Source organism: Maribacter sp. IgM3_T14_3 (assembly GCF_049603095.1).
Classification (GTDB): Bacteria; Bacteroidota; Bacteroidia; order Flavobacteriales; family Flavobacteriaceae; genus Maribacter.
On record NZ_CP187138.1, the window covers coordinates 3,006,324 to 3,026,637 of the forward strand.

Genomic DNA, 20,314 nt, shown 5'->3' on the forward strand with positions numbered 1-20,314 from the left:
TTTTAAATAAACTTTAACAAAGCTTGAATTAATGCGCAACCAACCAGTTATCGCCAACCCCTACTTCAACATCTAAAGGAACTGCAATTTTATATGCATTTTCCATTTCAGATTTAATGAGTGTTTGTAATTCTTCTAATTCTGGTTTGTAGATATCGAATACCAATTCATCATGTACTTGTAAAAGCATTTTAGACTTGTAATTGCCTTCTTCTAGTTTGTTATGAATATTGATCATGGCGATTTTTATGATATCTGCAGCACTACCTTGAATAGGTGCGTTTACGGCATTTCGCTCGGCAGCGCCACGAACTATGGCGTTACTTCCGTTGATGTCTTTTAAATATCTTCTTCTGCCTAAAACAGTTTGTACATAGCCATTATCACGAGCAAAATCTACTTGCTCGCTCATGTAATTTCTTAATTTAGGGTAGGTCTTATAATACGTATCTATTAGCTCTTTTGCTTCTGAGCGTGATAAGTCTGTTTGGTTACTTAGGCCAAAAGCAGAAACACCATAGATAATACCAAAGTTTACGGTCTTGGCATTACTACGTTGTTCTCTAGTTACTTTTTCTAACGGAACATTAAATACTTTTGATGCCGTAGAGGCGTGAATATCCTCTCCATTTTTGAAAGCTTCTATCATGGTAGTTTCTTCACTTAACGCTGCAATAATACGCAGCTCTATTTGCGAATAATCTGCCGCTAACAAAGTGTAATTTTCATCTCTTGGTATAAAAGCTTTTCTTACTTGTCGACCGCGTTCTGTTCTAATGGGTATGTTCTGTAAGTTAGGGTTATTACTACTTAAACGACCTGTTGCGGCAACTGTTTGCATATAATCTGTATGTACTCTGCCAGTAGTTGGTTCTACCTGTTCAGGTAATGCATCTACGTATGTACTTTTTAATTTTGCAAGACCTCTATAGTCCAATACATTCTGAATGATCTCGTGATCTTTAGCTAAATACGATAACACATCTTCCGCGGTGGAGTACTGACCAGTTTTTGTCTTTTTAGGCTTGGCTACTAATTTTAGTTTGTCAAAAAGTATTTCGCCTAATTGCTTGGGTGAACCTATGTTGAATTCCTCACCCGCCACTTCGTAGATTTTCTTTTCTAGATTGGCGATATCAGTGTTTAAATCTTCTGAAAGTGAATTTAAGAATTCTTCATCCAAATTAATACCTTCTAGCTCCATGTCTGCCAATACACGTAATAACGGAATTTCAATATCTTGAAATAACTTTTCTGTATTTGCCTGTTTTAATTCTGGTCTAAAATGTTGCGCAAGTTGATAGGTGATATCTGCATCTTCCACCGCATATTCCGTTTGTTTTTCTAACGGAACATCGCGCATGTTCAATTGATTCTTGCCTTTTTTACCTATAAGTTCTGTGATGGAAACGGGAGTATAATTTAAATACGTCTCTGCTAACACATCCATATTATGACGCATATCTGGATTAATTAGATAGTGTGCCAACATGGTATCGAACAAAGGTCCTTTTACATCAATGTTGTATTTGTCTAAAACTTTAATATCATACTTGAGGTTTTGACCTATTTTTTCAATTTGCTCTGCTTCAAAGAATGGGCGTAGCTCTTCTAAAAGTGATTGTACTTCTTCTTTCTTGTCTGTAAAGGGAATGTAATATCCTTTTGTAGCTTCCCAAGAAAAAGCAATACCAACTAATTCTGCTGTCAAAGGATCTAAACCTGTAGTTTCGGTGTCAAAACAAACAGAGGTTTGCTGCATTAAGCTTTTAAGAAATAACTTCAATGCCATACCTGGTGCTACACTTTGGTACGAGTGTGCTACATCGGCAATGGTCTGCCGGCTCGAGTAGTCTTTTACCGTAGCTCCAGAATCTGCGGGACTCCCAAATAAAGAGAACTGACCAGATCCTGCATCTTGAATTTCTTTTTTTGCCACAGGTGCACTTGGGGTTTGTGCTGGGGTTTCTTCAACTTCTGAAGAGAATAATTTTATAAACTGATCTTTTAATCTTCTAAACTCAAGTTCTTCGAAAATTTTCTGAACTTCTTCGGCATTCGGTTCAGACAATTCATAATCGCTGGCGTTAAATGTAACATCGACATCTAAACAAATTGTCGCCAGTTTTTTAGATAGAAGTCCCAACTCTTTATTGGCTTCTACCTTTTCTCGCATTTTACCTTTAAGCTTATCGGTATTTGCAAAGAGATTTTCCATGGAATCAAAATCTTCAATAAATTTCTTTGCTGTTTTGTCACCAACGCCTGGTAATCCAGGGATGTTATCACTAGCATCGCCCATCATGCCTAGATAGTCAATAACCTGCTCAGGCCTTACCACTCCAAAACGTTTTTGAATTTCAGGAATACCCCATATTTCAATTCCGTTACCCATTCTTGCTGGGCGGTACATAAAAATGTTTTCAGAAACCAATTGTCCAAAATCCTTATCTGGCGTAACCATAAAAACTTTGTACTCTTCTTTCTCCGCTTGTTTCGCTAAAGTACCGATAATGTCATCTGCTTCCCATCCTTCTTTGACGACTACAGGTATATGCATCGCCTTTAATATATCTTGTATATAAGGTATTGCTATACGAATGGCATCGGGAGTTTCGGATCTGTTGGCTTTATATTCTGGGAAGAGATCAGTACGTTCTGCACTTCCACCTTTATCAAAACAAACGGCTAAATGGTCGGGTTTTTCACGACGAATAACATCGAATAAAGAATTCATGAACCCCATAATCGCTGAGGTATCCATGCCTTGAGAATTTATTCTTGGGTTTTTTATAAGTGCGTAGTAACCACGAAAAATTAGTGCGTATGCATCTAGCAAAAAGAGTCTTTTTTGATCTGCCATTTTTAAATATTGATTGTAAAAGGTTAAAAGTACAAATTGATACGGAAACATTAAGCGAGATTGCCTTATTGCTTAGAAGTATTGTTATTCAAATTTATTTTTCAGGAGATTCATAATCCCCATATATTCTAAAATATTTATAAACGTAATAATCAATACTTTCATCTTGGTCGTTTTCAAATTCTTTGTACCTTATTTCAAGATTACCTCTATCTATAAGGTTTACTTCAAAGAGTTCCATAATCAATTCAGAATTGTCAGATGTATTTGTGAGTTTAAAAATAACCTTGTTCCCTGGCATTACTTTCCACTCTCCATTATGGCTAGTTTTTGCATCAATTTCACAGAAATCAGTTCCCCCAGAATTATTTTCGATTTCATAATAATCTTCAAAGTATAGACTGCCATCTTCGAAAAGAATAAATTCTGTTTGACTTTCACATATCCCAGTTGATAAATATTCATCTGAAGAACCATCCTTGAAAAAAACAATTCTTTTAGATCCGACCCATTTTCCAGCTATCTGCTCAGAAAAAGTATACTCTTCTTCAATAGTGCATCCAGAAAATAAAATCAACATAGCGGCTAGAAATGAATAAACTATTTTCATTATAAGTATTTTAGAAATGGTTTGAGGAATAATAATCAGCTTCTTTTTCCTGAAGTAGATCATAATAATTAACCCTGAATAGTGTCTGTATGTTATATAATCCTCCATTTAAAGGGGCATTCAAATCTGTATAAAAGACTTTATTGTATTGTTTAAAAAAATTACTGTTTTCTTCTAACCTTTTAATAGGCTCTTTAAGATAGGCATTGATAAAAAATGCACTGGTATATTGATAAACATGAATAATTTCATGTGCAATAACCGCTTCTATATCAATATTGATATTACGTTTAAATTGGATGGTATTAAATAACGCAGAACCGTAAGTTTCTAGTTCGTTAAATTCTTGTGGGTTTATACTTTTAAAAATGAAATGTCCTGAATATAATGTTCTTTTAAAATGAAATTTTGAGGTTGCAAATCCATATGCATTACCGTAAAGTGCAAAGGGTAAAATTCTATAGCGCAGTTTTTTTTCTCGCTTAAAATCATATTCCAGATAATTAAAGCCGAAATCCATGTGCCATCGTTCCCAAAAGTTTCGGTTCGAAGCTGCGTTATAAATAATAGAGTTGCCTGCAGAATTCAAAATTTTAGAGGGCCATAAATAGGCGTAGTTATCAGTTCTATGAAATTGCCTTACCAATCTTTTGCTTTCAAAGGTTAAATAACCTCCTAAAGCACCTTGATACATACCTTTGAGAAAAACCTTGGAACCCTTCTCATCAGATTTCTTATTGATCAATGCTCCAACGCCGCCTATGATAGCTTTTGAGCCTATATTGTAAAAAGCTGCTTGTGAATCGTTTCTTTGTGGATATAAATATCCTGAAATCAATAAAATTATAATTATCCTCATGGTTGGTTTTGAGGAAAAGCAGAAATCAAAAACTACGCCATTTGTAAGATTTTTAATAAAAGTTTTTAACTTTTTAAATAACTACCTGATGGGTTGTTGATGTGACCTTCTTTAGTGTAGGTTCTATAACTGAATCCTGGGTGAATACAGTAGCCGCCAGTTTCTCCTTTTTTATTGATTGCGATAAACCCAATTTGAAAATCTTGTTTGTCCTTATTTTTTGCGATGATGCGTTTTACCCCTTCTTCACATGCTTCTTGTGGCGATTTGCCTTGTCGCATTAATTCAACAATTAAGAAACTTCCAACGGTTCTAACCACTTCTTCGCCAACGCCTGTTGCTGTAGCTCCACCAACTTCATTGTCAACGAAAAGTCCGGCACCAATAATAGGCGAATCGCCAACTCTACCAGCCATTTTATATGCCATTCCGCTAGTGGTACAAGCACCTGCAATATCTCCATCGGCATCGATTGCTAGCATACCAATAGTATCGTGATTTTCAATGTTTATGATAGGCTTATACTGCGATGTTTTTTTCCACTCTTCCCAAGCTTGTTTTGATTCTTTAGTTAACAGATTTGTTTTCTCAAAACCCTGCTCGTATGCAAATTGTTCGGCTCCTTTGCCTGCTAGCATTACATGTGGAGTTTCCTCCATCACTTTTCTGGCAACCGAAATTGGGTTTGCTATATTTTGCATGGCAAGTACAGCGCCACAATTGCCATCTTTGTCCATAATACAGGCGTCTAAAGTAACATTGCCATCTCTATCTGGTCTGCCGCCATTACCAACTGTACTGTTGTTTAAATCGTTTTCTTCGACCATAACACCTTGGTGAACGGCATCAAGAGCATTGCCGCCTTTTTCTAAAACTTCCCATGCTTTGGCAGTCGCATTTCCAAAATCCCATGTGCAAATTGCTATCGGTATAATACCAGCTTTGCTGCTTATTTTTTCTGTAGTTTCATCTTTGAATGAAGCTAATAATGGTACCGATACTATACCTGCAGCTGCGGTAGTAGAATTTCTTAGAAACTTTCTTCTTTTCATGGGTTTGGTTCTTTACTTTTAATGACCTTAAATATAGCAATATGATAGTAGAAGTTTGTGCTAATTCTTTAGAATCTGCCTTGGTTGCCGAACGTGCTGGTGCAGACCGTATTGAGTTATGTTTAGAATTGGCAGTAGGCGGATTAACTCCTTCTTACGGATTGTTGAAGGCTGTGAAAGAACAGGTAACTATTCCGGTTCATGTGTTGATTAGACCACGTAGCGGAGATTTTACTTATACGATTAATGAATTGAATATCATGCTTTCTGATATTGAATTATGTGTTGAATTGGGTTTTGATGGAATTGTATCGGGAGTTCTTTTGAATGATTTTTCTTTGGATGTTGTACAAACCCAAAAGCTGAAGACTGCGGCTGGCAATTTAAAATTCACCTTTCATAGGGCGTTCGATTGGATTTTGAATCCGTCGGAAGCTTTAGAACAACTTGAAGCAATGCAAGTAGATTATATATTATCATCTGGTCAACAGAAATCTGCTCCGCTAGGTATTGATTTCTTATCCGAATTAAAAAGTAAAACCAAGACTGTTCAAATTATGCCTGGTTCAGGTGTTAATGCCAGCAATGTTGCCAGTTTTAAAGAAATGGGTTTTAGTGCGGTTCATTTATCTGGTACAGCTATGATGCAAACATTGGCTAAGAAACCGTTAATTTCTATGAATTCAGAAGGCTTTTTAAGTGATGATCATATTGCCGTAACGCAATTAAAAAATATTAAGGAAGTGATTGCCGAGGTTAAATAAAATGCAAATGAGCACGCATACCGCTGTTATACAGATATCTTTGTTAAAAATTATTTCATGATACGTTGGGTTCTTTTTGTTATAGCTTATGTTGCTTTAAGTTTTTATGTGCTTCAAGCCTTAAAAACAATTACTAAACAACCGTGGTGGTCTTGGATCTATATTGCAATCTCTCTGGTTGTCATGATCAATTTTATATATCAATTCTCTATTGGTGAAGAAACAGGTCGTGTTTTAAGTATACCTAAAAGTTATGCTTTCGGGTTTTTGTTGACCATGTTGACTTTCAATATCATCACCATTATTTTCTTGTTTTCTGAAGATATGTATCGCCTTATTTCTGGTTTGTATCAAAAATTATTTGGAGAAGAAAAGCAATTCGGATTACCTGCTAGAAGACGATTTTTAAGTTTAATAGCTTTAGGTATTGCTGCCGTACCTTTTGGGGCACTACTATACGGAATGTACAAAGGGAAATATAATTTCAAAGTCTTGAAATACGATTTAGAGTTCGATGATCTTCCCGATAGTTTTGATGGGTATAGAATCACTCAAATTTCAGATATACACAGCGGTAGTTTTGATGATAGAAAGATGATAGAATATGGTGTTGACTTAATCAATAAGCAAAAAAGTGATGTTTTGTTGTTTACTGGTGATATGGTCAATAATATGACTTCTGAAATGTTGCCTTGGGCAGATTTGTTCAGTACCCTCGAAGCTAAAGATGGAAAGTTTTCAGTTTTAGGAAATCATGATTACGGTGACTACATCCCTTGGGATACAGAAGAACTAAAACATCAGAATTTAGAAGACCTAAAAACGTTGCAAAAAGAAATGGGTTTTGATCTGCTGCTTAATGAGCATAGGTACTTGCAAAAAGGAGATGATAAAATTGCATTGGTTGGAGTTGAGAATTGGGGTAAAGGCGGATTCAAAAAAGCCGGTGATCTTAAAAAAGCGGCTTCAAAGATTAATGCCGATGATTTTAAAATATTAATGAGCCATGATCCATCGCACTGGGAAATGGAAGTGATTCAAGATGCCTATCATTATCATTTAACCTTAAGCGGTCATACACACGGTATGCAGTTTGGTATCGAAATACCTGGGTGGATTAAGTGGAGCCCTGTAAAATGGAGATATCCTTATTGGGCAGGTATCTATAAAGAAATGGGTCAATTTATTAATGTAAACAGAGGTTTCGGATTTTTAGGATACCCGGGCAGAGTAGGAATTTGGCCTGAAATCACCGTAATAACACTCAAGAAAAAGGCGTTAACATGATTTTAACCCTTTTACACAATTACAATTGGGTTGCTAGGAGTAGTATTTTAACAATTTTTATTACATTTGGCTAACATAGAAAAGCATTTTATATGTCCAAATTTGGTGAGCTAATAGATTTAAAGGTACCCGTTCTTCTGGATTTTTATGCAGAGTGGAACGAACAGTCGACCGCAATGCATCCAGTACTAAGAGATGTGGCTGCAGCTTTAGGTGATAGAGGTAAGGTAATTAAGATTGATGTGGACAAGAATAAAGAGCTTTCTCAAGCTTTGCGAGTTAAAGGTCTACCTACGCTTATGATTTATAAAAAAGGTGAAATGGTATGGCGCCAAAGTGGTGAGCAAGATGCTAATACTCTTATTGGTATTCTTAAAGAATACATCTAAACTTCAGTTATTTTTAAAATAAAAAAAGCTTTGAGTGCAAACTCAAAGCTTTTTCTTGTGCCTTATTTTAAATAACGACTATTATTCTATGATGTCTGTTTTGGTGTTGTCTGGTAAAATAGAATCAGATACCGGCATAGTGTCTATCATATCTGGGTCAGCCTGTAATGCATCTTCTGGCATGCCCATATCATCTTCATCTTTATAGAAGTGTTGAAATTTATCGATGTACTCGTTAAATATTAGCGTTTCTTTCTCTGCAATATCTTCGCTATCATTAGTGATAATGATGTCTATATTACGTCTGTAAGCCTCCATGTCTGCAATAATATCATCAATATTGCTGTATTGTTCATCTAAACTTGTAGAAGCATAATATTCTAATCGCTCTTGATACTTCTTTTTAAGTTTTTCGAACAATGCACGTGCTTTTTGACTTTCACCAACCTTATAATAACCATCTATAAATGGTTCTATTAAAGTGTAATACCCAAATTTATCAACAGGCATATTTGTTAATGATATTTCAATAATATCTTTCGCCTTGTCGATTTTGTTCTCCTTGATCAATTGTTCTGTTAAACGAGCCAAGTTACCTCTGAAAGACACACTCTGTATACGTGTTTGTGTATCGTGGTAAATATCGCCGCCAGCGTTACCCCAATCCCATCCTTTTACGATGTCGTACATTAGATCGGTATCGATACGGCCTAGTTCAAAAGCGTTTGGTCTTTCTGTACGAATAGGTACTAGTTTGTAGGCTAAACCATCTAATTGTAGGTAATCTTTCATCCAAAGGTATTCAGCATCGTCAAAACTACCGCCTGAGAAGTATAATGGACGTTTCCAGTCATTGTTCGCTAGAATGTCAAGCATCATCATACTCTTTTTCGTAATTGCACCTGGTAGCTCAATATCTATGTACTCTACTATAAGATCGGCGTCTTTTTCTTTCACCAAACCGCTGCTTAAAACATTTTGCTTGTTTACAGGCACCCTAATTTTATTGGTAGGATAGTAGACCATATTTTGAATCTCTTCTGGGTACTGACTTAAATCGGCACCATTCTGTTCAAGTAGATATTTATATTTTGTTCTAGGTTTGTCACTATCGATCCAATTGATAAAATCTTTAATTGGCCACCTGTTTTCAGTAATACCTTGGTGATACAGTACATCTCTTGAGCCCCATCTATATTTTACATGCGAAATCTGTGAAGGTATCGGCGCACTTTCATATGCGGCAACCTTCATTTGATCTACATACCAATCTGTTTCAAAAAGACTGGTACATACTATACGTACATCTGTTCTGTAGTTTTCAATTTCTTGTGCATACCAAATAGGGAAAGTATCATTATCGCCAATAGTAAATAAGATAGCGCCTGCATCTTTTTGGCAAGAGTCTAAATATGCTTTTGCAGATGAATTTGCAGTGAATCTGCCAGATCTATCATGGTCGTCCCAGTTTTGAACCGCCATTACCGTTGGTACAGCTAATAGGGTAATTACAACCACTGCCGGAGCCAATATTTTAGGAGTAATCCAATCTTTAAAGCTATCGTAAAGTCCGTACACTCCTAAGCCTATCCAAAGAGCAAATATGTAGAACGATCCAACTAATGAATAATCACGCTCGCGAGGTTGAAAAATTCCCGGATTGGTATAAAATTGAATAGCTAAACCTGTAAAAAGAAAGAAAATCAATAATACCCAAAACTGTTTTTTGTCTTTTGAAAGTTGAAAAACGATGCCGATGATACCTAAAATAAGAGGTAAGAAGAAATAGGTATTTCTTCCTGGATTATTTTGTATGTCGCTTGGTAGGTTTTCTTGACTGCCTAATCGCATACTGTCAATTGCATTTATGCCGCTTAGCCAGTTTCCATTTTCATTATATCGACCTTGAACGTCATTTTGCTTGCCAACAAAATTCCACATAAAGTAGCGTAAGTACATATAGTTGAATTGAAATTCTACCATGTATTTAACGTTGTCCCATAAGGTCGGTGGCTGTACTTCTATATACTCATCGAAACGCTTTAAAAAGCTGATGTATTGATCTGCTCCAATTTCACCATTTGCAAACCCTGTTTTCACCTGTTCTGCAGCTTGTCTTAATTCTTGATTCGGCTGAGTAATTTTAAAATCTAAAGCGCCAAAATAGCGCATGTAGTTCTCTGCGTTTTGCGAACTCCACATTCTAGGTAATAGACCTTGGTGTTTTGGATTAGGACCTTGAACGGCATCAACATATTTATTTACAATAATATATTTACCAAGTGTATAATCTTTCTCATACTTTGGCTTACCGTCTTGTTTTTCACCTGCCTCGGCAAACATATCTGAATAATACGTACCATATACCGGGCTATCAACACCAGGGTATTGTTCCCTGTTATAATATGCTAAAAGTGCACGTGCATCTTCTGGATTGTTCTCGTTGATAACAACTTTCGCATTTGCTCTAATTGGCAGCATTAACCATGACGAAAAGCCTAAGAATAAAAACATCAAACACAAAACAATTGTATTGCCGGTTCTATAATTATTTTTGCGAGTATAGTTTAAACCGAAGTAAAAAGTAGCGATAAACACCAGACCAATAATTATGGATCCAGAGTTAAATGGTAGACCTATACTATTAATAAAAAATACTTCACCCCAACCGAAAAGTTGAAGAATATAGGTAAGTGAAAATTTATAGACCAGCATTAAAATTGCAATAACAATAATATTCGCTAGTAAAAAGTTCTTTACAGTTGTCTTTTTGTAGGTTTTAAAGTAGTATAATAATCCGATTGATGGTATGGCTAAAAAGCCCATAAATTGAATGCCAAAGGTTAGACCAACTACGAAAGAGATCAATACGATCCATCTATTGCCGCGCGGGTCATCTAGATTATCGGTCCATTTTAAGCCCATCCAAAGTAATAAAGCCATTATAAAACTCGCCATGGCATACACTTCTGTTTCTACGGCATTGAACCAAAAACTATCAGAATAGGTAAATGCAAGCGAGCCGACTAAAGCACTACCGAAAACTGCAATTGCCTTACTATTTGTAAACGGACCATCTTTATCGATTAATTTTCTGGTGATGTTCGTAATCGTCCAGAACATAAATAAAATGGTAAATGCACTTGAAACTCCAGATACAAGGTTGACCATCATGGCTACCTGACTAGGTTCTAGAGCGAACATGGCAAAGAATGCACCTATCATTTGTAGTAGAGGTGCTCCTGGTGGGTGACCCACTTGAAGCTTGGCAGCTGTTGCTATATACTCCCCTGCATCCCAAAAACTATTGGTTGGTTCAACGGTAATATAGTATGTAATAAGTGCTATGAAAAATACGGACCATCCTAATATGGTGTCCCACTTGTGGTAGTTCTTTGAAAACATGAAGCTTGGGTTAAACCTAAGTGGCGAATTTACTAATTAATATAGAAAGGAATGAACTATTTTTATAAACCTTTAACATGGGTAAAGAAGATTTTTTTCATTTTTACTTTAAAAAATGTTTGGTGAAACAAAACTTTGTTTTAAATTTGCAGCCTCTTAAAAAGGTATTGGCCCATGGTGTAATGGTAACACTTCGGTTTTTGGTACCGTCATTCAAGGTTCGAGTCCTTGTGGGCCAACTAAGAGAACAAAAAAAATCCTGATATCATTTTGATATCGGGATTTTTGTTTTTATGACCTATGTCATTTTAAAAGTCTTTTTAATATTAGTTCTTTGCCATACATACGTAGGTAAAGACTTAATGTGAAGAAATGGTTAATTGTGCGTAAGTATTTTTGTACATTTAAACCGATAACGTTACAAATTCATCGGAAAAGAAACCATTTCGATTATGTTATTATTTACTTTAGTACCCTAAATAACTTAACCCTATGAAACTCTCTCCAAAAGTTTTAAAGATTTTATTAGTCGTTGTTTTACTAGGCTTTGGCATAGGATTCTATATGCAGGATCTAAAACACGAAGAAAGCACTGCTCATGCCTATAGGGCAAATCGCTATAATTTAGATCGCTTCAATAAAATCATGGAGTATAACAACAAAATGAATTCAACTAATTGGAGGGTGTTAAAAGATAGTATCGACCAACAATTAGATACTTTGATGATTCTTCGCTTTCGTAAAGAAGTGGATAGCTTAGGTGATTTAGAGCCTCAAGCGCATAGTGATCAGGTTGAGATGCAGGCTTCTTTTTTACCTCAATAAATTATTCACTTATTTGGCCATGCTATTTGGCTATAACTTAGAGATATTTTAAATACTGTCTTCAGCATTATTCTGTGGTGGTTTTTCGTTTTCTTGTTCTAATAGTTCTTGGGATTCGGATTCTCTAAGGGCATCTTCTGCTAAATTTCTTTCAGTGATCTCTTCGTCTATTTCGTCAAGCATAGTTCCCATTTTGCGTTTGTCTCGAATCATTGCCCATGTCATTACTAAGCTGGTGGCAATAATTACAAATAATAGAATGCCCGAGTCAAAACCTTCAATTTGTGCTTCCATTGGTATTGCGTAGAATAATAATACCGTTATTAATCCTCTTGGTGCTATAAATAATTGCGGAAGCATATCTTTACCAACAAAAACAATTAGTACTAAAAAGCGTATAATGTAGATAGAGGCTATAATCAGTAAGCTGACAATGGCTACGTTAATGCTTAGTAGTGATGACAATATAATAGTAATCCCAAAAATTACAAAGAAGAAAGTGCGTACTACAAATGCTGTTTCTAGGGTAACAATGTGCAGTTCATGATAGATTTGTTGCATCCGTTCTTTCTCTAAAAATATTTTAGTTTTTCCGGGGAAGAACAGATTTACATTTTTTACAATTAAACCAAAAACAAGAATAATGATTAAAGATGATAGGTGCATTTTCTTGCCAATGGCGTATAGTAAAAGCAAAACAGAAATAAGTAGGAATAATTTAGCTTGACTTTTTATGCGTTGAAAAACGAGTATGATAGCGTAACTGGCGACCAATGCGATTACAATGGTTATAATTATATTAATTCCGAAACCAGCTGCACCGGTGTCTTCTGTAGGGTTCAATTTGCCAGTTAAAAAGTAGAACATCATTATGCCCATAATGTCTGAAAAGGTACTCTCGTAGATATGGAATTCTTTTTTCTCTTCGCTCAGTCCGCCTACGCTAGGTATAATTATAGCGCTAGATAATATGGATAACGGTGTAGCGTAAAGCCAAGCAGATTGCATGGTCATATTGGGTATAAATTGATAAAGTATTAAAGCGGCTATGTATGCAGAAGCTACAAGTCCTATTAGTGCGATGGCCATAGATTTAAGTATTGGCCATAATTTTTCTCTTTTCAGTTCAAGTTCTAAGGCGGCTTCTAAAACAATCATTATAAGACCTACCGTTCCTAATATTTCTAAAGAACCCTTAAAGTCGGGTATTTCTGGTATAAAGAATTCGAGTCCGATTTTAATAAGTATACCTAAAACAATAAGCATGAGTACGGCAGGTATGTTAGTCTTTTTAGATATGCCGTTAAAGAAAAAAGATAGCACAACTATTAAAGAGGCTCCTATAATAAGGTTGTAAGATGAAAGAATTTCCATTATGTAGTTTTTGGTTGGTGTTTGGATAAAAATAAGATAATTTTTAAAATAGGTTGTTTTTTCTTTCGCTACTATTTTATTTGATTCTTTTAATAGTGAATGAATTAGGTGTAAATAGGCTATTGTAGGAAATTAAAATTGTTGTATATTTGCAAAGCTGAAAGGATATAAAAGTATTCATGAGGGGACAATTAGTCCCCTCTTTTATTACTTATTATTTATGCTAAAGGAAAAAGTAAAAGAATTATTGGAACAAGGTCTTCAAGAAGACCCCTCTCTATTTTTAATCGAATTCGCAATGGGTGCTGATAATGGCATTCATGTTGTAATAGACGGTGACCAGGGGGTTACGGTTAACGATTGTATAAAAATAAGTAGGGCTATTGAAAATAATATAAATCGTGAAGAGTACGATTTTTCTCTTGAGGTAGCATCCGCTGGTGCAGCAGCGCCATTGGTAATGCCGCGTCAATATTTAAAGAATATTGGCAGAAAGCTTGAAGTTCGTACGAACGATGATAAGTTTGAGGGAGATTTGACCGAAGTAAAAGATGACTCTATTATTTTAGAGTGGAAAGCCAGAGTACCTAAACCCGTAGGAAAAGGTAAGGTAACGGTTCAGAAAAAAGAAGAAGTAAATTTTTCAGATATTATTAAAGCGAAAGTTGTATTAAAATTTTAATTGTAATTACCAATGGAGAATATTGCGTTAATTGAATCTTTCTCAGAGTTTAAGGACGATAAGTTCATAGATAGGGTGACATTGATGGCCATTTTGGAAGATGTTTTTAGAAATGCGCTGAAAAAGAAGTTTGGTTCAGATGATAACTTCGATATAATTATCAACCCAGATAAAGGGGATTTAGAAATTTGGAGGAACCGTATTGTTGTTAACGATGGTGAGGTCGAAGAGCCAAATGAAGAAATTTCATTAACTGCAGCTCGTAAAATTGAGCCAGATTTTGAAGTTGGTGAAGATGTGTCTGAAGAAGTTAAATTGATCGATCTTGGAAGAAGGGCTATTTTGGCATTACGTCAAAATCTTATTTCTAAGATTCATGAGCATGATAATACAACGATATATAAGCACTTTAAAGATTTAGAGGGCGAGATTTATACGGCAGAGGTACATCATATTCGTCATAAGGCGATTATTTTGTTAGATGACGAGGGTAACGAGATTATTTTACCAAAAGACAGACAAATACCTTCTGATTTTTTCAGAAAAGGAGATAATGTAAGAGGTATTATTGAAAGTGTAGAATTGAAAGGTGCAAAACCTACCATTATAATGTCTAGAAGTTCACCTAAATTCTTGGAGCAATTATTCTTTCAAGAAATTCCAGAGGTTTTCGATGGTTTAATTACTGTTAAGAAAGTAGTAAGAATACCAGGTGAAAAGGCTAAGGTTGCTGTAGACTCTTATGATGATCGTATTGATCCAGTTGGTGCCTGTGTGGGTATGAAAGGATCAAGAATTCATGGTATTGTTCGTGAATTAGGTAATGAAAATATCGATGTTATTAATTGGACGGCTAACCCACAATTGTTAGTGACCAGAGCATTGAGTCCTGCAAGAGTTTCTTCGGTTAAGTTAAACGAAGAGAAGAAAACGGCACAAGTTTACTTAAAGCCTGAAGAGGTGTCTAAGGCAATTGGTAGAGGTGGGCACAATATTAGATTAGCTGGTCAATTGACTGGTTATGAGATAGATGTATTCCGTGAAGGAGTCGAGGAAGATGTTGAATTAACAGAATTCTCTGATGAAATAGATGCTTGGATTATTGAAGAATTCAAGAAGATCGGTTTTGATACCGCTCGTAGCGTCTTAGAACAAGATGTTGCCGATTTGGTGAAACGTACAGATTTAGAAGAGGAAACAATTTTAGAAGTTGTGCGTATCCTAAAAGAAGAATTAGAAGATTAGCTATATATTAGCACTTAAATAAAAGAACGGGAATCAGTATTTATGGCAGACAATGCGAAAATAAGGCTTAATAAAGTTCTTCGTGAACTTAATATTTCCTTGGATAGGGCAGTGGATTTTCTTAACGGAAAAGGACATGATGTGGAAGCGAGGCCTACCACAAAAATTTCCGATGATGTTTATCAGGTTTTGCTTGACGAATTCCAGACGGATAAGAGTAAAAAAGTGGCATCAAAGGAAGTTGGTGAGGAGAAACGTAAGGAAAAAGAGGCAATTCGAGTTCGATTAGAAAAAGAACAAGAAGATCGTCGCTTGTCCCGTGAGCGAAGAAACTCTGAAACTGATGATAAAACTTTGGTTAGTAAAGTTGAACTTGCCGGACCTAAAATGGTGGGTAAAATTGACCTGAATCCTAAGAAAAAGGTTGAAGAAGCTCCTGTTAAGGAAACTCCGAAAGTAGAGGTAAAGGCAGTGCCTACGGTTGAAGAAAAAACTGCTCCTGTAGTAGAGATTAAAGAAACCCGAAAGGTTGTTTTACCAGGTCCAAAGATAATATCTCAAGGGGTTAAAAAGCCTGAGGTATCTAAAGAGCAGCCAAAAGCTGAGACTCCGAAAGTAGAGGCGCCAAAAGCTGAGGAAGTTAAAAAGGTAGAGGTTAAAGCTGAAAAGCCTAAAGAACCTGTAGTAGAAGTTGCTCCTGAACCAGAAGCACCGACAACTATAGAAACTCAATACAAAAAGTTGACTGGTCCTAAAATTGCTGGTGAGAAAATCGATCTTAGCAAGTTTGAGAAGCCTAAGAAAAAGAAAGAAGAGAAAAAACCGGCCGATAAAGCTGGTATTGATCGTAAAAAGAGACGTAGAAGAATTGTAACTAAGAATCCTTCAGGTCCTGGGCAAACTAGAGGTCCGGGTTCGGGTACTGGTTCAGCTCCTCGTACTGGTAATGCGGTTGATAGAAATAAAGGTAGAGGAAGATTTGCACCAGTTGCAAAGGTTGAGCCTACTGAAGAAGATGTACAAAAACAAGTACGTGAAACCCTAGAGAAACTGCAAGGTAAATCAAAGAAGGGTAAGGGTGCTAAGTATAGAAGAAGCAAAAGAGATCAACACCGTGAGCAAACAGAAAAAGATCTTGAGCAACAAGAATTAGAGAACAAGGTTCTTAAAGTAACTGAGTTCGTTACTGCAACTGAAGTTGCAACGATGATGGGTGTTTCTACTACAGAGATTATTTCTGCCTGTATGTCTTTAGGTATTATGGTAACTATGAATCAGCGTTTAGATGCTGAAACATTGTCTATCGTTGCTGAAGAATTTGGTTATGAGGTAGATTTCGTTACTGCAGATATTGAAGAAAGTATCGTTGAAGAGAAAGATGCTCCTGAAGATTTAAAACATAGAGCTCCTATTGTAACGGTAATGGGTCACGTGGATCATGGTAAAACATCTTTATTGGATTACATTCGTGAAGAAAATGTTATTGCAGGTGAAAGTGGTGGTATTACACAGCACATTGGTGCATACGGTGTTACTTTAGAAAAAGGAGAGCGGATCGCTTTCTTAGATACACCTGGTCACGAGGCGTTTACCGCGATGCGAGCTAGGGGAGCTCAAGTTACCGATATTGCAATTATTGTAGTTGCTGCCGATGATGATATTATGCCGCAAACGAAAGAGGCAATTAGCCATGCGCAAGCTGCTGGTGTGCCAATTATATTTGCGATAAATAAAATTGATAAGTCTACAGCTAACCCCGATAAGATTAAAGAAGGTTTAGCTCAAATGAACTTGTTAGTAGAAGATTGGGGTGGTAAAATACAATCACACGATATTTCTGCCAAAACTGGTTTAGGTGTAAAAGAGTTATTAGAAAAAGTATTGCTTGAGGCTGAGTTGTTAGAGTTAAAAGCAAATCCTAATAAAAAAGCTACAGGTACGGTTGTAGAAGCTTTCTTAGATAAAGGTAAAGGATATGTTTCTACTGTTTTAGTACAGTCTGGAACACTTAAAATTGGAGATTATGTATTGGCTGGTACCACTAGTGGTAAGATTAAGGCAATGCAAGATGAAAGAGGTAATATCGTAAAAGAAGCCGGACCGTCTACGCCAATATCTATATTAGGTCTTGATGGTGCTTCACAAGCTGGTGATAAGTTCTACGTTTTAGAAGATGAACGTGAGGCTAAGCAAATTGCTTCAAGAAGATCTCAATTACAACGTGAGCAGTCTGTTAGAACGCAACGTCATATTACACTTGATGAAATCGGACGTAGAATCGCCTTGGGTGATTTCAAAGAACTTAACATTATTCTTAAAGGTGATGTTGATGGTTCTGTTGAAGCGCTTACAGATTCTTTCCAGAAATTATCTACCGATGAAATTCAAGTAAATATTATTCATAAAGCAGTTGGTCCTATTACAGAATCAGATGTCCTGTTAGCTTCTGCTTCAGATGCAGTTATTATTGGTTTTAATGTAAGACCAATGGGTAATGCTAAAGCGATTGCTGAGAAAGAGGAAATTGATATACGTATGTATTCTATTATATATGCTGCGATTAATGATCTTAAAGATGCAATGGAAGGTATGTTGTCTCCTGAAATGAAAGAAGAGATTTCTGGTACAGCTGAGATAAGAGAAACATTCAAGATTTCCAAAATTGGTACTATTGCAGGTTGTATGGTTACTAGTGGAAAAATCTTTAGAAATTCTAATATTCGATTAATACGTGATGGTGTTGTAATATACACTGGTACATTATCTTCATTGAAACGATTTAAAGATGATGTTAGAGAAGTTGCAAAAGGATATGACTGTGGACTTCAAGTTAAAAACTACAATGATATCATTGAAGGTGATATTGTAGAGGCTTTCCAAGAAGTTGCTGTAAAGAAGAAGTTAAAATCTAAATAGATTCTAAAAGGTGATATTTATATCCCTCATGAAAATAAGCAAAAAAAAATCGACCTATTTGGTCGATTTTTTTGGTTTTAATAACATAGCGTCAGGGTACTTTATTCTTACCTCTTTAAACTTTCGTTCTGCATCTAATTTAGAAGTAAACCTACCTACTCTAACTCTGTATGTTGGTGAGTCGAAATCTATTTTCGAAGACAAATCAGGAAAATCCTCTTCTACATTTGCTTTTATGGCTTGTGCTTTAGCGTAGTTTCCGAAACCAACCTGTATTCTGTAATATTCATTATTGCTTAGAGAAGATTTATAGATTTCTAGCAATTGGTCAATTTTCGGGTTTTGTTCAATGTTAACATTTGCACCTTGCGCATAGCTAAAGTGAGCAAAACAAGCAAAAACTACGATGGTACTTAGAATTTTCATAACCTATTTTTAATTTTATTTCCGTTACACACAAAGGTAATTTATTAAGGATCAAACAAATAAATCAGGGTCTATTTAGAATATTTCTAAATTGTAAATTATAGATACATTAACATTTTGCGAATAAAGTCTATGTCGTATTTTTGTATTCGATTTAGGCATTTGGTGGATTATAATTGGTTTCATCTATGACCAAAATCATGCCAAGATTCCGATAGAAATATTCGATATATGAAAAAGGTTCCAAACCGAAATCAGTTTTCTAAAATTTTAGGTTTATCCCTAATAGCTTTTTTGCTTTTTGTAAGTCCGTTAACAGCGCAGGATGAACCTGCTGCCGAAGCTGCAACTACTGAGGTAGCGGCTGGTGCAGGAGACGCTAAAAATGGTAAGGCATTGTTTAATCAGAACTGTGCTGCCTGTCATGCGTTGAATCGTAAGATGACCGGGCCTGCATTAGAAAATGTAGAAAGTAGGCTAAGTGAAGATGAAGGCTTAGGTAAAGAATGGTTGTACGCTTGGATTAAGAATAGTCCTGGTGTTATTAAATCAGGAGATGCTTATGCTAACAAAATTTATGCAGAGTACAACCAGGCTGCAATGACAGCTTTTCCAACGTTAACTAATAGTGATATTGACGATATATTAGCGTATACCGCTGCTGCTCCGGCTGCTGCACCTGCCGCTGTTGCAGGTGATGTTCAGACTGCTGCTACAACTGGTGGTTCTGCTGGTGTTTCTAACGAAATCATTTTAGGTGCTTTGGTGCTTGTATTCGGTTTGTTGGTGGTTATGTTGTTGTTAGTGAATAAAACTTTACAAAGTATAGCTCAGGCAAACGGTATTGTTGTTGAGAAAGACAAAGCGGCAAAAAGAACTCCAATTTGGAAAGCTTTTGCACAAAATCAATTTTTGGTTTTGGTAACTGCAATCGTCTTATTGTTAGGTAGTGCTTATTTTGCTTATGGTTGGATGATGCAAGTTGGTGTTGACCAAGGTTACGCGCCTATTCAACCAATTCATTACTCACATAAAATTCATGCAGGTGATAATAAGATCGAGTGTAAGTACTGTCACTCTTCGGCAAGAGTTTCTAAGCATTCAGGTATTCCGTCTCTAAACGTATGTATGAATTGTCATAAATCAATTTATGAGTATACCGGTAATCCAGAAGGTCCTTCGCAAGAAGATTTGGAAAATGGTTATACTAACGAATTCTATACAGGTGAGATTAAGAAATTATACAAGGCAGTTGGTTGGGACGAAGAAGGTCAGAAATATACTGGCGAAAGTCAACCTGTAGAATGGGTTAGGATTCATAACCTTCCTGATTTTGCTTATTTCAATCACTCTCAGCACGTTTCTGTTGCGGGTGTTGAATGTCAAACTTGTCACGGTCCTGTAGAAGAAATGGAAATTATGTATCAATACTCTCCATTAACAATGGGGTGGTGTATTGACTGTCATAGAGAAACAAACGTGAAAGTTGAAGGTAACGAGTATTACGAGAAAATTCATGCTGAGCTATCTAAGAAGTACGGTGTAGAGAATTTAACAGCTGCTCAATTGGGTGGACTGGAATGTGGTAAATGTCACTATTAATAATAATTTAAAGAA

15 protein-coding genes and 1 tRNA gene are annotated in these 20,314 nt (G+C 36.0%); 9 read left to right on the top strand and 7 right to left on the bottom strand.

The genetic code is table 11. From position 1 onward, the window contains the following. Positions 1-28: 28 nt before the first annotated feature. From polA to ACPF9A_RS13440, 4 genes are all read right to left on the bottom strand, one after another. Entirely contained in the window at positions 29-2,863 is a 2,835-nt protein-coding gene (polA, locus tag ACPF9A_RS13425) for a DNA polymerase I (protein ID WP_423997688.1), read from the bottom strand. A 94-nt stretch (positions 2,864-2,957) separates the two neighbouring features. After that, complete coding sequence (locus ACPF9A_RS13430) at positions 2,958-3,473, bottom strand: hypothetical protein (RefSeq protein WP_423997690.1); 516 nt, start codon at positions 3,471-3,473, stop codon at positions 2,958-2,960. Between the two features lie 10 nt (positions 3,474-3,483). Beyond that, positions 3,484-4,332, bottom strand: a complete 849-nt coding sequence (locus ACPF9A_RS13435) for a hypothetical protein (protein ID WP_423997692.1) — start codon at positions 4,330-4,332, stop codon at positions 3,484-3,486. A 65-nt stretch (positions 4,333-4,397) separates the two neighbouring features. Continuing rightward, positions 4,398-5,384 carry an isoaspartyl peptidase/L-asparaginase family protein gene (locus ACPF9A_RS13440; RefSeq protein ID WP_423997694.1) on the bottom strand — a complete coding sequence of 329 codons (987 nt, stop codon included), beginning with the start codon at positions 5,382-5,384 and terminating at the stop codon, positions 4,398-4,400. A 41-nt stretch (positions 5,385-5,425) separates the two neighbouring features. On the opposite strand from ACPF9A_RS13440, the gene ACPF9A_RS13445 reads away from it, so the two are divergent. The 3 genes from ACPF9A_RS13445 to ACPF9A_RS13455 all read left to right on the top strand — a co-directional run bounded on the left by ACPF9A_RS13445 (position 5,426) and on the right by ACPF9A_RS13455 (position 7,824). Continuing rightward, entirely contained in the window at positions 5,426-6,148 is a 723-nt protein-coding gene (locus ACPF9A_RS13445; RefSeq protein WP_423997696.1) for a copper homeostasis protein CutC, read from the top strand. A gap of 57 nt (positions 6,149-6,205) precedes the next feature. Next, entirely contained in the window at positions 6,206-7,435 is a 1,230-nt protein-coding gene (locus ACPF9A_RS13450) for a metallophosphoesterase (protein ID WP_423997698.1), read from the top strand. A gap of 92 nt (positions 7,436-7,527) precedes the next feature. Then, complete coding sequence (locus tag ACPF9A_RS13455; protein ID WP_423997699.1) at positions 7,528-7,824, top strand: thioredoxin family protein; 297 nt, start codon at positions 7,528-7,530, stop codon at positions 7,822-7,824. A gap of 81 nt (positions 7,825-7,905) precedes the next feature. Here ACPF9A_RS13455 and ACPF9A_RS13460 read toward each other — a convergent pair whose 3' ends face one another. Further along, positions 7,906-11,229 (bottom strand): DUF2723 domain-containing protein, encoded by a 3,324-nt coding sequence (locus ACPF9A_RS13460; protein ID WP_423997701.1) that lies wholly within the window; start codon positions 11,227-11,229, stop codon positions 7,906-7,908. 168 nt (positions 11,230-11,397) lie between these two features. Here ACPF9A_RS13460 and ACPF9A_RS13465 point away from each other — a divergent pair. Further along, positions 11,398-11,468: transfer RNA gene (locus ACPF9A_RS13465), tRNA-Gln, on the top strand. A gap of 253 nt (positions 11,469-11,721) precedes the next feature. Next, entirely contained in the window at positions 11,722-12,054 is a 333-nt protein-coding gene (locus tag ACPF9A_RS13470; RefSeq protein ID WP_423997703.1) for a hypothetical protein, read from the top strand. Between the two features lie 48 nt (positions 12,055-12,102). On the opposite strand, the gene ACPF9A_RS13475 is transcribed toward ACPF9A_RS13470, so the two are convergent. After that, positions 12,103-13,428 (bottom strand): cation:proton antiporter, encoded by a 1,326-nt coding sequence (locus ACPF9A_RS13475; protein WP_423997705.1) that lies wholly within the window; start codon positions 13,426-13,428, stop codon positions 12,103-12,105. A 220-nt stretch (positions 13,429-13,648) separates the two neighbouring features. On the opposite strand from ACPF9A_RS13475, the gene rimP reads away from it, so the two are divergent. From rimP to infB, 3 genes are read left to right on the top strand one after another with little or no spacing between them, the layout of a single operon-like run. After that, positions 13,649-14,110, top strand: coding sequence for a ribosome assembly cofactor RimP (gene rimP / locus ACPF9A_RS13480; RefSeq protein ID WP_423997707.1), 462 nt, complete (start codon positions 13,649-13,651; stop codon positions 14,108-14,110). 12 nt (positions 14,111-14,122) lie between these two features. Next, positions 14,123-15,355, top strand: a complete 1,233-nt coding sequence (gene nusA, locus ACPF9A_RS13485) for a transcription termination factor NusA (protein WP_423997709.1) — start codon at positions 14,123-14,125, stop codon at positions 15,353-15,355. A gap of 42 nt (positions 15,356-15,397) precedes the next feature. Then, positions 15,398-18,271, top strand: coding sequence for a translation initiation factor IF-2 (gene infB, locus ACPF9A_RS13490; RefSeq protein ID WP_423997711.1), 2,874 nt, complete (start codon positions 15,398-15,400; stop codon positions 18,269-18,271). A gap of 54 nt (positions 18,272-18,325) precedes the next feature. Here the strand turns inward: infB and ACPF9A_RS13495 are convergent, their stop codons facing one another. Further along, entirely contained in the window at positions 18,326-18,697 is a 372-nt protein-coding gene (locus tag ACPF9A_RS13495) for an SPOR domain-containing protein (RefSeq protein ID WP_423997713.1), read from the bottom strand. Positions 18,698-18,928: 231 nt separating this feature from the next. Between ACPF9A_RS13495 and ACPF9A_RS13500 the strand changes: the two genes are divergently transcribed. Continuing rightward, positions 18,929-20,299, top strand: coding sequence for a c-type cytochrome (locus tag ACPF9A_RS13500; protein ID WP_423997715.1), 1,371 nt, complete (start codon positions 18,929-18,931; stop codon positions 20,297-20,299). Positions 20,300-20,314: the final 15 nt, after the last annotated feature.

Coding starts and splice junctions, on each gene's coding strand:
- ACPF9A_RS13475 (WP_423997705.1), bottom strand. CDS start 13,428: ATGGAAATTCTTTCATCTTACAACCTTATTATAGGAGCCTCTTTAATA.
- ACPF9A_RS13455 (WP_423997699.1), top strand. CDS start 7,528: ATGTCCAAATTTGGTGAGCTAATAGATTTAAAGGTACCCGTTCTTCTG.
- ACPF9A_RS13500 (WP_423997715.1), top strand. CDS start 18,929: ATGAAAAAGGTTCCAAACCGAAATCAGTTTTCTAAAATTTTAGGTTTA.
- ACPF9A_RS13430 (WP_423997690.1), bottom strand. CDS start 3,473: ATGAAAATAGTTTATTCATTTCTAGCCGCTATGTTGATTTTATTTTCT.
- polA (WP_423997688.1), bottom strand. CDS start 2,863: ATGGCAGATCAAAAAAGACTCTTTTTGCTAGATGCATACGCACTAATT.
- ACPF9A_RS13470 (WP_423997703.1), top strand. CDS start 11,722: ATGAAACTCTCTCCAAAAGTTTTAAAGATTTTATTAGTCGTTGTTTTA.
- ACPF9A_RS13440 (WP_423997694.1), bottom strand. CDS start 5,384: ATGAAAAGAAGAAAGTTTCTAAGAAATTCTACTACCGCAGCTGCAGGT.
- ACPF9A_RS13445 (WP_423997696.1), top strand. CDS start 5,426: ATGATAGTAGAAGTTTGTGCTAATTCTTTAGAATCTGCCTTGGTTGCC.
- ACPF9A_RS13450 (WP_423997698.1), top strand. CDS start 6,206: ATGATACGTTGGGTTCTTTTTGTTATAGCTTATGTTGCTTTAAGTTTT.
- infB (WP_423997711.1), top strand. CDS start 15,398: ATGGCAGACAATGCGAAAATAAGGCTTAATAAAGTTCTTCGTGAACTT.
- rimP (WP_423997707.1), top strand. CDS start 13,649: ATGCTAAAGGAAAAAGTAAAAGAATTATTGGAACAAGGTCTTCAAGAA.
- ACPF9A_RS13495 (WP_423997713.1), bottom strand. CDS start 18,697: ATGAAAATTCTAAGTACCATCGTAGTTTTTGCTTGTTTTGCTCACTTT.
- nusA (WP_423997709.1), top strand. CDS start 14,123: ATGGAGAATATTGCGTTAATTGAATCTTTCTCAGAGTTTAAGGACGAT.
- ACPF9A_RS13460 (WP_423997701.1), bottom strand. CDS start 11,229: ATGTTTTCAAAGAACTACCACAAGTGGGACACCATATTAGGATGGTCC.
- ACPF9A_RS13435 (WP_423997692.1), bottom strand. CDS start 4,332: ATGAGGATAATTATAATTTTATTGATTTCAGGATATTTATATCCACAA.